The 12685-nt window shown below is 39.3% G+C and carries 14 protein-coding genes and 1 pseudogene; 7 read left to right on the forward strand and 8 right to left on the reverse strand.

Annotation, left to right across the window (positions count from 1 at the left end; all coding sequences use genetic code 11):
• Nucleotides 1-44: 44 nt before the first annotated feature.
• A complete protein-coding gene (locus BW935_RS06310) occupies nucleotides 45-1130 on the forward strand; it encodes an aldose epimerase family protein (RefSeq protein ID WP_076499628.1) in 1086 nt (361 codons plus the stop codon).
• A gap of 40 nt (nucleotides 1131-1170) precedes the next feature.
• Nucleotides 1171-2199 (forward strand): UDP-glucose--hexose-1-phosphate uridylyltransferase, encoded by a 1029-nt coding sequence (locus BW935_RS06315; RefSeq protein WP_076499928.1) that lies wholly within the window; start codon nucleotides 1171-1173, stop codon nucleotides 2197-2199.
• Nucleotides 2200-2579: 380 nt separating this feature from the next.
• On the opposite strand, the gene BW935_RS06320 is transcribed toward BW935_RS06315, so the two are convergent.
• The 5 genes from BW935_RS06320 to BW935_RS18195 all read right to left on the reverse strand — a co-directional run bounded on the left by BW935_RS06320 (nucleotide 2580) and on the right by BW935_RS18195 (nucleotide 5732).
• Entirely contained in the window at nucleotides 2580-3008 is a 429-nt protein-coding gene (locus tag BW935_RS06320; RefSeq protein WP_076499630.1) for an SRPBCC family protein, read from the reverse strand.
• A gap of 52 nt (nucleotides 3009-3060) precedes the next feature.
• On the reverse strand, nucleotides 3061-3333 hold the full coding sequence (locus BW935_RS06325; RefSeq protein WP_084565841.1) for a GyrI-like domain-containing protein: 273 nt from the start codon (nucleotides 3331-3333) through the stop codon (nucleotides 3061-3063).
• A gap of 13 nt (nucleotides 3334-3346) precedes the next feature.
• Nucleotides 3347-3691: a hypothetical protein gene (locus BW935_RS06330; protein WP_139325507.1), complete on the reverse strand. Its 345-nt coding sequence runs from the start codon at nucleotides 3689-3691 to the stop codon at nucleotides 3347-3349.
• Nucleotides 3692-3831: 140 nt separating this feature from the next.
• Complete coding sequence (gene rhuM, locus BW935_RS06335) at nucleotides 3832-4800, reverse strand: virulence RhuM family protein/type II toxin-antitoxin system death-on-curing family toxin (RefSeq protein ID WP_076499634.1); 969 nt, start codon at nucleotides 4798-4800, stop codon at nucleotides 3832-3834.
• 698 nt (nucleotides 4801-5498) lie between these two features.
• Complete coding sequence (locus BW935_RS18195) at nucleotides 5499-5732, reverse strand: hypothetical protein (RefSeq protein WP_139325508.1); 234 nt, start codon at nucleotides 5730-5732, stop codon at nucleotides 5499-5501.
• A 156-nt stretch (nucleotides 5733-5888) separates the two neighbouring features.
• Here BW935_RS18195 and BW935_RS18645 point away from each other — a divergent pair, with 156 nt between their 5' ends.
• From BW935_RS18645 to BW935_RS18770, 3 genes are read left to right on the forward strand one after another with little or no spacing between them, the layout of a single operon-like run.
• Complete coding sequence (locus BW935_RS18645; RefSeq protein WP_245802653.1) at nucleotides 5889-6110, forward strand: hypothetical protein; 222 nt, start codon at nucleotides 5889-5891, stop codon at nucleotides 6108-6110.
• A gap of 49 nt (nucleotides 6111-6159) precedes the next feature.
• On the forward strand, nucleotides 6160-6342 hold the full coding sequence (locus BW935_RS18765) for a hypothetical protein (RefSeq protein ID WP_262484352.1): 183 nt from the start codon (nucleotides 6160-6162) through the stop codon (nucleotides 6340-6342).
• Complete coding sequence (locus tag BW935_RS18770) at nucleotides 6332-7054, forward strand: reverse transcriptase domain-containing protein (RefSeq protein ID WP_262484353.1); 723 nt, start codon at nucleotides 6332-6334, stop codon at nucleotides 7052-7054. The genes BW935_RS18765 and BW935_RS18770 overlap by 11 nt, the downstream gene beginning before the upstream one ends.
• Before the next feature lie 533 nt (nucleotides 7055-7587).
• Here the strand turns inward: BW935_RS18770 and BW935_RS18035 are convergent.
• Nucleotides 7588-8559, reverse strand: a complete 972-nt coding sequence (locus tag BW935_RS18035) for a DUF4240 domain-containing protein (protein ID WP_084565842.1) — start codon at nucleotides 8557-8559, stop codon at nucleotides 7588-7590.
• Between the two features lie 279 nt (nucleotides 8560-8838).
• On the opposite strand from BW935_RS18035, the gene BW935_RS06350 reads away from it, so the two are divergent.
• Both BW935_RS06350 and BW935_RS18875 read left to right on the forward strand, forming a co-directional pair.
• Nucleotides 8839-9675 carry a tyrosine-type recombinase/integrase gene (locus BW935_RS06350; protein ID WP_139325509.1) on the forward strand — a complete coding sequence of 279 codons (837 nt, stop codon included), beginning with the start codon at nucleotides 8839-8841 and terminating at the stop codon, nucleotides 9673-9675.
• Nucleotides 9665-10839 (forward strand): annotated as a pseudogene (locus BW935_RS18875) (IS91 family transposase). The gene BW935_RS06350 and the pseudogene BW935_RS18875 overlap by 11 nt, the downstream one beginning before the upstream one ends.
• Before the next feature lie 334 nt (nucleotides 10840-11173).
• Here the strand turns inward: BW935_RS18875 and BW935_RS06360 are convergent.
• Together BW935_RS06360 and BW935_RS06365 are read right to left on the reverse strand one after the other, a co-directional pair.
• On the reverse strand, nucleotides 11174-11896 hold the full coding sequence (locus BW935_RS06360) for a DUF4304 domain-containing protein (protein ID WP_084565846.1): 723 nt from the start codon (nucleotides 11894-11896) through the stop codon (nucleotides 11174-11176).
• A 189-nt stretch (nucleotides 11897-12085) separates the two neighbouring features.
• The gene (locus BW935_RS06365; RefSeq protein WP_139325510.1) at nucleotides 12086-12577 is read right to left on the reverse strand and encodes a hypothetical protein; all 492 of its coding nucleotides are present in this window, start codon (nucleotides 12575-12577) and stop codon (nucleotides 12086-12088) included.
• Nucleotides 12578-12685: the final 108 nt, after the last annotated feature.

Genomic DNA, 12685 nt, shown 5'->3' on the forward strand with positions numbered 1-12685 from the left:
TCTTTTATATTTTAATAAGGTTCTAAAATAACTTGAAAAAATCCATGAAGATCCTTTTTCAATTTGTTCTAATACTTTTTCTTATTAGTTGCAAAACGTCCGCTTCATCAGAAAAAGTGATCAAAACTTTCCTATTAATGAATGAAAATGGGATGGAAATGAAAGTCACTAACTTTGGTGGAAGGGTGATGGAGTTGAAAGTTAAAAACAAGGAGGGCAACTTGACTGATGTTGTACAGGGATTCAATCACCCAGAAGATTATTTCATATTTGGAAACAGCTATTTCGGAGCGGCTATCGGGAGATATGCCAATAGGATCGCTCAAGCAAGTTTTTCGATCGGAGATTTTACCTATCAACTCAAACCAAATAATGGTTCTAACTTTCTTCATGGGGGTGAAAAAGGATTTCATAATGTCATTTGGAAGATTGTAGAAAAAGACCAAAGTCGGATAGTTTTAAAACATATCTCAAAGGATGGTGAGGAGGGTTTTCCAGGAAACCTAACGGTGATCATGACTTATGAACTTACTGAAAATGATGAATTTAAAATCACCTATACAGCTGACACAGATCAAGCAACTCCAGTGAATTTGAGCCATCATTCATTTTTCAATCTAAATGGCTTTGAATCTAATCAAATTGAAAATCATGAATTTGTTATCTATGCATCAAATTTTACTCCTGTGGACAGCATGATGATTCCATCTGGTGAAATCCAATCGGTAGAAGGAACTGTTTTTGACTTCCGGTCGCCAAAATCTATTCTTCCAGCTATTAATAATCCTGATCTGCAGTTGAGATATGCTCAAGGTTTTGATCACAATTGGGTACTGGATAAGAATGATGATCTTGAAGGAATCTCTAGAGCAGCATCAGCATATTCTCCAGAAACAGGAATCCGTATGGAAGTATGGACAAATCAACCCGGAATTCAATTTTATACTGGAAATTTTCTCAATGGAAATTTTAAAGGCAAAAATGGAGTGAGTTTTCAAAAGCGGTCATCTTTTTGCTTTGAGCCACAGGCTTTTCCAAATGCTGTCAATCAGAGTAAATTTCAAAATGTTATCTTGCAGCCTCGTGAGACTTATATCAATGAAATCATTTATGATTTTTCGATTCAATAAGTTCTTAAAACACCTATCAAATCCTATTAATACCAAAATCATGTCCCAAGTTTTCAATTTCGAAGATCATAGTCACAGAAGATATAATCCGTTTTTAGGTTCTTACGTGCAAGTTTCACCACACAGATCCAAAAGACCTTGGCAAGGTCAGCAAGAAAGTATCATAGCTCAAGAACAAATTTCTTATGATCCCGAATGTTTTCTTTGTGCCGGCAATAGAAGGGTAGGAGGAGAGCTCAATCCAGATTATCAAGACACTTTCGTCTTCACCAATGATTTTGGAGCACTGACAGCCGATATTCCCATAGGCTCGTTTGATGAAGGTGAATTTTTCAAAGCCAAAAGTGAGCGAGGTGTTTGTAAGGTAATTTGTTTTTCACCAGACCATTCAAGAACCATCCCCAATTTATCATTAGAGCAAGTCACTGCAGTGGTCAAGACTTGGAAGAAAGAATATGAGATTTTGGGCTCAATTGATTATATCAATTACGTTCAAATCTTTGAAAACAAAGGTGAAGTCATGGGATGCTCAAATCCTCATCCGCATGGACAAATTTGGGCTCAAGAAAGCATCCCTGATGAACCTTTTAAAAAGCAATTGAATTTCAAAAAATACCATGAAATTCATCAAACTAGTATGGTTGTGGACTATGTTCATGCAGAAATAATAAAGCAGAAAAGAATCATTGATGAAAATGATACTTTTGTAATCCTAGTACCTTTTTGGGCTGTTTGGCCATTTGAAGCTATGATTGCTCCTAAAGTTCATTTACCAAATCTCTCAGCTATGTCGGACAATCAGCTCAAAGATTTGGCAGATGCCTATAGTAAGCTAACCAAACGATACGATAGGCTTTTTGATGTTTCCTTTCCTTATTCTGCTGGCCTGCATCAAGCTCCTACTGATGGGCTAGAACATACAGAATGGGATATCCATATGGTCTTTTATCCACCTCTGCTTCGCTCTGCTACTGTGAAAAAATTCATGGTGGGTTATGAAATGCTAGCTAATCCACAAAGAGACCTTACTGCCGAAAAAGCGGCAGCAGTGTTACGCGATTGTGTTTGATAATCTGATTAGAAATATTGAAAATAGAATTCATGGTTCTTAGCTATAAAAGAATTCTTGGAAATCATAAATAGTAAAAATAATCAAGTATCAGAATTTATTACTTCAATAGCATTGTCTTAATTAAGGAGTAAATAGAAAATGTCTATGTTTGTGTTTTGTCTTAAATCCTGACTGAACATGTCATTCAAGCTGGGAGCGACCTAGTATTCTGGGCACTGGTTCTGTTTGCCTAAGGATAACTATATGCCTTTTCTTATCGATACAAGTGTATGGTGCTAGCTTTATTTTAATGGAAAACAGAGCCCACCTTGTAATGGGCACATCTCGTCAACTTAATAGTTGGTAAGACTGTCAACTCGTTCGATATGTTGTAATATCTAAAAATCTCGTTCTTGATAAGGTAAACCCTTTTTATTTTCACAGTATATTTTTAAGCTGTAAAGAAACATGGCCCAATTGTAATTGCACCAACGATAAAAATCAGTTCTCTCTCTCCAATCGTAGTGTTTTAGTAATACTGCCGTTGTATTGTCTTTCCTAGTTAATTCAAAAGACACTTTGGTTCCTATCCACTCTTCATCGGAAGCTAAACATTCCCAAACAATTTTGCTATTTTCTTTCAATTCCAGAGTTTTAAATTTAGTAATATAGCCTTCGTCAAAGTCAAACTCATTAATAAATCCAACTTCAGGTTTTACTTTTAATTTATTTGTCCACACTTGTCCTAAACCTTCTTCTGAAGTTAGGGCTTTATATACTGATTCAACAGGTACTTTTAGATAATTGATTTGCTCTATACTTTCCATTTTTATATGTTTTTATTTATTAAGACTCCTACTATTGACTGTCAAATAGGTTTCAACTACATATTGAAACGTAAATATCCAGTTCTGAGTCATTCCAATCTAGGCTTCTTTCATCATAAATTTCAAAGTCAAAACCAAATTTTCGCTGTATATCAGAATTCCTGATTTTCTCCCAAGCTTCAGTTATACAACCTGTCATTACACCTTTCGCTGTCACTTTTACATATCTTTGAGAAGGGATTTCTATTGAATTCAGGTTTTCAGGAATTACTGAGTTTTTAGCTACTTTACACCCTATAAAACATGAAAATGGTTTGGTGGTCAAAAGATTTGGATAATTAAATTCCCAATTCTCTTTTCTTTTTCTGAATCAAGTCTCCCATATCACTCAAATCTTTTACAAAACCAGATGCTTTTATAAATTCATTTTCCGTATTAAACCAATAGACTTTTTCATCCCCTTTAACTTTTAATTTATACAGAGGAGGGTAAACAAACTGTATGAGAGAAAGGGATTCCACCTCCATCCAATTTATTTTTCTTTCGTTCTCACCATTTTTAATGGTTACATTTTGGCCTCCTAATTTTACTATCACAAATTTATCCTTAATAGCAATAAATAGTGGGAAGCAAATTATTCCTATCTTTCCAAAAAATAATGTGGTAACGATATTTTGTTCCATTTTCTCACCATTTATCCAGAATAACTCCGGAAAGAACCAAGACAAAATGGACGTAATTGACAATATTATTCCCAAACCAAGAAATAGGTATTTCAGAAAGTAGTGAAATAGATTATTGCTTTCCATGGTTTTTCTTCTTTCTATGATCTGTTTATAAGATTTACGACTACATTGATCATCATTTCCTTTTCTTCAGGTTTACTTTCAGCAATTAACAAAGTCAAAGCGACCAATGCGTTTTCACTGATTCTTTTAGTACCATCTGGATAATACAAACTTTTGTTCTTTTCCAAATACCAAATGAATAGCCAGGCAGCAATTCTCTTGTTTCCATCTGAAAATGAATGGTTCTTAACCACGAAATATAAGAGATGGGCAGCTTTTTCTTCTAAACTTCGGTATAGTTCTATTCCATCAAATGTTTGGTCTATGGCTGAAATTGAACCCTTAAAGGATTGGTCTTTTTCATTTCCAAAAAGACTTGACCCACCGAATCTTTTCTTTAATTCATCCACAGCATGTTTTGCTTCCTCGTAGGTTATTCTAAAAGTTGCTTGGATCGGGGTATCGGATAAACTTAATCTTTGATGGTCATAATCATCCAGAATATCCAAAGCAGTCGAAAATTCAGCTAAAACTTCAAATATACCTTTAGTCTGATCGTCTGAACCAAGACTTTGGATTGTTCTATTAACAAGTTTTATTGTTTTTTGAAGTTCAAGTAACCTCTTTTCGTTAAACGTATAGCCTTTTACCAGATGATCTTTAATGATCTTGTTAGCCCAAATTCTAAAGAATGTACCCTTTTTGGAGTTGACTCGATAACCTACAGAAATAATCAGGTCCAAATTATAGATTTTTATCTGTCTCTTTACCGTTCTTTCTCCTTCCTGTTGAACTTGTGTAATTTTTGCACAAGTTGCCTTTTCATCCAATTCAGAGGTTTTGTAAATATTTCGGATATGCCTGACTATTGAAGTCCTGTCAGTGTCAAACAATTCAGAAATCTGATATTGATCCAACCAAAGGGTGTCATTTTCAAGAAGTACTTGAATAGTAGGTGCGCCTTGCGCCGATTGGTAAATTACTATTTCACCTGTTTGCTTCATAAGCTAAACTTTGATTGCTGGTCTTCAAGATACTTAATTTTGGCCTTTTTGAGTTCCTGAATCTCTTCATATTCCAAGTTTAATCCTAGGTAGGTAGAAGAGAGATCAATTCGGTCATAAAAAAAGTAGAGTTTGGATTAAATAATCTACGGATAAATTTAAATTTAACTGACTAGCAATAGAAGTAATTGTTATTAGCAGAATAAAACCCACATACATCAACTTAGAAGAATTTATGCTCCAATCAATTCCTTTAGAGGGGATAAAAATTTTTGCTTTGAATACAGGATGCTTCATTTGGTTCTCAGAATTGCCCATAACGGGATTCAGCTTGGAGACGGCGGGCATTTCGGAGCCGTTCTCTTCCAGCCTTCTCCTAACTTCTTAAAGATACTAAACTTTCTATTTACTCGGAACCGCCCGCTGGATCCAAGGTGATGTGTGTGCCTTGAATGGTGAATATAGGTCAAAAAGTTGACCGTTCCAACGGGTGAAAGTCCCTTAAGCGCGGGGGTAATCCCGATTCTCGGGACAGGCTGTCCCGAAGCCAAGCAAGTGTACCGATAGCTATCGGTATGGTTTGCCGTGAGGCATGCAGTGAAGAAAACCAGACTGCGGTGTCTGTACTGACGAACAGAGCCTGTCCCGAAAATCGGGAAACCATATACGGAGGCTACGAGGTCGGATGAGGTGGCACATCACACCGAAGTCCAAACCTTCCGCAAGGGAGGAAGTGCCGAAGTAGTAGATATGGCAGAGGACAAATCGAGAGATTTGGGCCAGGTATGTGGGGAGACACAAGGATATTCATCCGCCTGAGGCGGAGAGATCTTGGAATAGACTAGGTTTCTATGAGCCAAGAAGTCAGCCGAAGTCATAGTAGCTGGAGAAACGAGCAGGGACTGCCAAAACCATATCTCTGATGGTCTCATGGAACAGTGAAGGACTGAACATTGGATTACGTCCAAATTCGATAAGGAGCAACTTTTGGGGTAGCCTTATCTTAAGCAGGGCCGAGGGTTTAAAAATCTTCCTGTTGAAGATTTTAGCGAGGAGCCAGGTTGCGGGGAGGGTTAACACATTAAGTTATGATAGAAAAAGTACTCAACCGTAAGAACCTTTATAAAGCATACCGCCAGGTGGTGCGGAACAAGGGTTCGGCAGGGGTGGACGGCATGAAGGTCACCGAACTGCTTTCCTTTCTGGAAAGCAATAGGGACAGGATTGCTATATCCATCCTCAACCATACGTATGTACCCAAACCTATCAAAGGGGTTGAATCAAGCGGAGCGTATCATGAGCACCATTGAAAATTTATACAATTGCGAGTAAATACCCAAGAGTAACGGAAAGACCAGATTGCTTGGAGTCCCAACAGTAGTAGACAGATGGCTCCAACAGGCGGTAAGCCAAGTGCTGATGACCAAATACGAACTTACGTTCGAAGAGCACAGCTACGGCTTCCGCCCAGAGAAGAACATCCATAAGGCGGTAACACAAGCCCTGAAAAATAGGGCCAAGCGTAAAGAAAATGTCCCTTAGGACATTTTTAGCGAAGGAGCCGGGCTGCGGGTGGTATGGCTATCAGGATATAGTGGACATCGACATTAAGGGATTCTTTGACGAGGTTGACCACTCGGTTCTACTTCAATTGATCTACCAACGGGTAAAATGTCCGACTACCCTAAGGCTTATCCGAAAGTGGCTACGTGCACCAATCCAGATCAACGGGAAACTGCACAGGCGTAGAAAAGGAGTACCACAGGGATCTCCCATCAGTCCGCTTTTATCCAACATCCTTTTGGATTTACTGGATAAGGAACTGGAACGAAGAAACCTGAAATACGTCCGATATGCGGATGATTTCAGCATCTACACCAAGTCAAAGAAGGAAGCCAGAAAAGTGGGTAACGAGATTTACCTTTTTCTAAAGGAAAAACTCAGACTTCCCATCAACAGGGAGAAAAGCGGCATCCGAAGACCTTCCAATTTCGAAATGTTGGGTCACGCATTTGTTCCCACGTACCAAAAAGGAGTCAAAGGAAAATATCAGTTGGTGGTGAAGAAAAACAGCTGGGACTCACTGAAACGCAAGCTCAAGCAGATCACCAAGAAAACCAAACCCTACAGCTTTGAGGAAAGACTCAAAAAGCTGGTCCCGAAGTTTCGGGAGCGAGGATGGGTAAATAATTACCGTCTTGCCAGTATCTCAGCAAAGCTGAAATCACTCGATGAGTGGCTAAGAAATGCATAGCATTCATGAACACCTTTGAAAACAAACCAATGTGAATAAACCGACTTCGCTACTGTATTTGGTCCCGATAGCTATCGGGAGAAAAATCCTGAACGAAAACGTAAAAACCTAATCAGATTGGGAGTGGACCAAGACCATGCCTATGCATGGAAGGACTCAGCGTGAAGAAAACTTCCTGTGGAAGTTTTTAGCTGAGGGCCAGGCTGTAGGGGAGGTAGGAAAGGGGGGTGGGCTGTAGCCCAAAGTCCAATTCTGATCACTACAATAACTTTGTCACGACTAAGAAGAAAAGGGTATGAATCAATGCTTTCCTATTACCTCAAATCGCAACCTATAATCCAGTGAACTGGGACTGAGCGTAAAAAAATCTTCCAGTGAAAGATTTTAGCGAGGGGCCAGGATGCAGGGATGGTAAAGCCTGCCCCGAACTTGATTCGGGGAGACCCGTATCCCGAAAGCCTTCGGGAGTGGTGTGAGAGCCTCAACCTGAGCCAAATGGCTCAGGTCGGGCTACTCGATTGGCGGTTCGTTTTTTATTCCCACCCTTTAAAATTTGAATAAGTTTCATAGTCACATCCTGTATCGTAGTCCAACTGTTTTTTTGTCTTTCTTTCATAGGCTTCTTCTGGTAGACTTAAAAGCTCTTCAAAATCTATATCTTTGGGCATTTTCTTAGGGTCATTCAAAACCTTCTCGAAGAAATCCTTCCCATTGGCAATAGCGCAACATCTCACATAAAGGAAGTAGTCGCCCGAAAAATGTTTATTATCATCTTGATATGATTCTTCACCAATATTTCTTGCGTGTTCCCTTGTGTCAAGCAGATATAACTTATAAGCTAGCCTTTCCTTAAATTGCTTAATTTCAGAAACTTTCATTTTTGACAAGTAGTCTATTGCTGGCTGAATTTGGCTTTCTGATGTTTTTAAATCCCATTTAATTTTATCAATCACTGCCCAAAACAGTTGGTCTTCAATCATTTTTTTAGGCTTCATCTGTTTCTTTCTTAAATCAGCCCATCGTTTTTCAGATTCTATTTTTGCCTTTTCAACCTCCTCAATGAATTCTTCTTTTTCATTTTCCCATCTCCATTCTAAAAACATATTGTTTCCGAAATCTGGAGTAATTACACCTGAAAGTGGAAAACCTTCTTTTATTCCCTTTCTTCCATCTCCTAATTTGAATTCTAATGATAATTCAAATTCAGTAAGATGAAGATTGCCTAAAAATTCATATTCTTTTATTCTATTATACTTTTCATTGTCACTAAAGAATTCAATGCAATAATTATTGTTGTAGGAAAACCTGACACGACAAAGAATTTCCCTTAACCTAGAATCCGAAATTTTTGGCTTTTCAATATCAATATAGTTTAGGACACCTAGCATTAATGTACCACCTTCTGATTCGTCAAAAAATGACTTGCCTTTCCTAATCACTTTAAAAGCTCCAAAAAAGTCTCTTTCAAGTTTGGTTATAAAAATGTCTCCTTCTTTTACTTGCATCGTCTATTTTTAAAATGGCCGCCAACGTTTTGCAGCTACCCGAAGGTGGCGATTTCGAAGCACTTCACTTTCAGTTAAGCACAAACTTTGATAGAAGCACAAAGCTTGATTTAACCACTGAACCGCCACTTTTGGGTAGGTGCTGTTGAACTGACACCCTACGGGTGAGCGATTTACCTAAATTCTGCTTATTTTTAGTTATATCAAAATCTTTCATCATGAAAACTCAAAAAAAACACGCTGGGCACCGTAGCCCTTAATGATTCTGCCCAAGGGTATTTGAATAAGCTGGCTTCTTTCCTTGAAGCTAAGGCCTATTCCCCCATGACCATCCGCAACTATATGGCCGAAATGCGCTATATTTTTGCTTATTTCAATCACCTTAATCCTGAGCAGCTCACCCAAGATCACATCGCCTCCTACATCAACTACATCAAAAAAGAACATGGCGTAGGTAGGGACAAGTGCCGCATGACTGCCCAAAGCTGTAGCTTCTTTTTCAAACACATTTTGCCTTCTCCTTATGTTGTTCCCCATGCACTCTATCCCCGAAAGGAGTTCAGGCTTCCTGAGATTCTCACCCAAGAGCAGATCAGCCATGTAATCCAATCTACTACCAATATAAAGCATAAAGCCATCATTGCTTTGTTCTATGGAACAGGGATCAGGTTGAGCGAACTTCGGTTCTTGGAGATGAAACATATTTCTCGGACAGACATGCAACTCAAGGTAGTAGCGGGAAAAGGTAGTAGGGATAGGTTTACCATCCTTCCAGCTGCTGTGCTTCCTCTACTCGAAGCATATTACAGGGTACACAAGCCGAAAGTCTTTCTCTTTGAAGGACAGACTTCAGGCAAAGCCATGAACGACCGCTCCATACAGCATGCCATCCGCATGGCCATGAATCAGGCGGGCTTTGAACAGTATGGTTTTTCTGCACATTCTATCAGGCATTCCTTTGCTACACACCTCTTGGATGCCGGTACGGACATCCATACCATCAAGCAGCTTCTTGGACATTCCAAGATAGAGACTACCATGATCTATCTCCACCTGACCAAGCAGCGCAGGGATAAACTCGTCTCTCCACTTGACCTGCTCAGTATTGGAAACTGATGTTTCTTTCCAGTCCTTGTTCAGGCATCAATCCATCTCCAACTTCAATCCTTACAGCAGAGCGGTTTTCGCCGATCTTGCTGCCTGTCATACGGCTGCAAAAGGGTATCACCTCAGCAGGTGCGATGATCAGCAATGTGGAAACATCAACCATCGCTACCATTCCTGCGGTAACAGGCACTGCCCCAACTGTGGAAGCATGAAAAGGGATGCCTGGATTGAGAGTAGAATGGACGAACTCCTACCTACCGCCTATTACCATATCGTCTTTACCCTGCCACATGAACTCAATCCAGTATTCATGGGTAACAGGGCTAAGCTATTCGACCTTTTGTTTCTGGCAGCTTCCCAAACCCTGCTCAAGCATGCAAAGATGCCCGAATACTTAGGTGCTGAACCCGGCATTACAATGGTGCTACACACTTGGGGTCAAGATCTTTCATTCCATCCACATAGCCTGTCCCGAGCATCGGGATACACTGCATCGTCAGTGCTGGAGGATATGACGGACAGAGATGGGTAGATGCCAAACGCAAAAACAACAGGTTTCTTTTTCCACAGAAAAGTATGGCAAATATGTTCAAAGCCATCTTCATGGAAGGGCTGGAAAAAGACTGTTCACTCAGCTGGACTGGAAGTAAAAACAGCGTACTGAAAGCCATCAGGTTCAAAAAATGGAACGTCTATGCCAAAGCTCCTTTCGGTTCGCCTGACAGGGTAGTGGAATATCTTGGACGTTACACACATAAGATTGCAATCACCAGACACCGAATCCTTGAGGTCAACGCAACACACATTAAGTTCAGGTATAAAGACTACGCCGACGGTTCCAAAACAAAACAGATGTGGCTTACTCATCAGGAATTCCTTCGACGGTTTGAGCAGCATATTCTGCCAAAAAGGTTTGTCAAAATCCGCCACTTCGGATACCTGAGGCTACAAGGGAAAACTGAACGGTTGGCACTGATACGGTCGGCACTCAATATGCAACCAGCCAAACCCAAAGTCATCATCCCATTCCAGATCAGAATGTTTGAAAAATACGGCAGGGATATTCACAAATGCCCTTGATGCGATCATGGAAGAATGGAAACCATCTTTGATACTAGGAACAGATCTGCCAGAAAACAAAAATCTTTTAAACACAATCCTGCTCCTTCTTGATCGAATTACAGGATCCAAGAAATCAAGGGTTGGGTCCAAGACATGCTGAAAAATTAAATCCCCAGATGTTGGGTGGGGGAAGTCATGCCCAAAGCTAAGCAAAAACTCCCAAAGTCATCGAAAAACAGAAACAACCGCTTCCTAAAACCCTCAAATCAACCTACTATTCCACCTAGCAAACACTTCACCCTGCGGATGTCAGTCAACAGCCACTAGCCAAAATCCCTGATAGATGAATGCATCAATCAGGGATTTTTTTGAGGGCTTTTGGCTAGTGGGCTAAATGTTAGCGGTTCGGGCTCTTCTTCAGTCGTTATGTTTACATTTATGTTATTCAATTTCGGTCATTTAATTTTACTCCAAGTCTATCCGAAAGTCCTTTCACATATTCTTTATGTCCGTTTTTGATTTCAATGTTGTCATAATAGTCTTGAAATAATTTCTCAGCTTTTGCTCTGTCCCTGTGAAGTTCAATTAATGCAACGTCCAATTTTGCTCTTGGTGAACCACCTTCTAAATCTCCCAAATTTCTGCAAATCTTATCTCGGTTTTCAAAGTTGTCAAGCCAATCAAGTCCGTGTGAACTTAGTCCGTCAATAACTTCTTTTGCTGTTTTATTATTATCGTCTGAAATTGTCCACCAATGGTCTTGTTTAATAGTCAAATGGGTCAGCCTTTCTCTAATTTGGCAGTCATAGTCTTGATAAATGTCTTTTGGTTTATTGTGGCTTTCAAGTTCATAAATCTCTTTAACCATAACTCCTAAATTGATTGTGAACTTGCCATAATAGTTTTCCCTAAATCCTGGGATTACATACTTGTCGCCAAATTCGTATCTACCGCTCTGGATATTGATTACTTGATAAATTCCGTCTTCTGTCTGTCTATTAAACGTTCGCCCCTTTTTCTTAAATCCTAAAGGTTTCAAGAAATGATAAATTTCTCTTTGTATGCTGTCCAAATGAGATTTCATCTCGTCCTTATTAGGCAAAGTCTGTTTCCCTGATTTCTCGTCAGTCAATTTTGAGTTGTTTTTTAAGAAGTCAAAAATTCCCATTTGTTGTTTCTCTTCTATTTTTGGTGTCGTCTTTTAGCCTGACCGCTAACGTGTCGCAGATAAGAAACGTGGGGCGTTTCGGAGCGAATACCTGTCTGTTACAACAAAAGTTTGTTCGAGGCACAAACCTTTCTTTTACCACTGACCGCCCCATGTTTTCTTAGGTGCTGTTGGCACACGTTTTATTTATTATTTTATTACAATCGTTTCATTCTTCTTTTTAAAGAGGCTTTCGTCATTGAACTTTTCACGTCCGACAATTGGATCTAATCCAACAATTTTTACTCCATATTCAACAGGATCAGACATTTGTATGGCAGTCGTTCCTGTCCAAATGACCGCAGTTGGTTTGTACATATCTCCATAAAAGAAGATTTCGAAATAGTAGTCTTTTCCAGGTTCTGGCTTGAAAGTTATTGATTCGTCAGTTTCCTTGTTCATCAGTTTATACAAACCAGAAACTGTTACAGAATCTCGAGTCGAGACTTCATAAATTAGTCTTTGTGCATTTTTTAGCTTTCCAATGACTGAGTCGTTCGTTATTACATTCACTTTCACCCACTTTCCATAAAGTCGATCTGTTCTAAAAAAATGTAAAGTAGATGATTCATATTCTTTCTGAGCATACGATTGACTAATAGCCAAAAGACTTAGAAGAAATGTAATTATAATCGGTTTCATATTTTTCTTAATGTGTGCCAACGTTTTGCGTGTATGAGAAGTAGCGGATTAAAAGGCACTTCACTTTCAGCTTGGCACTGACTTCTATTAAAAGCACTGACCTTTGAT

Origin of the sequence: Belliella pelovolcani, assembly GCF_900156785.1 — a bacterium.
Taxonomy (GTDB): domain Bacteria; phylum Bacteroidota; class Bacteroidia; order Cytophagales; family Cyclobacteriaceae; genus Belliella; species Belliella pelovolcani.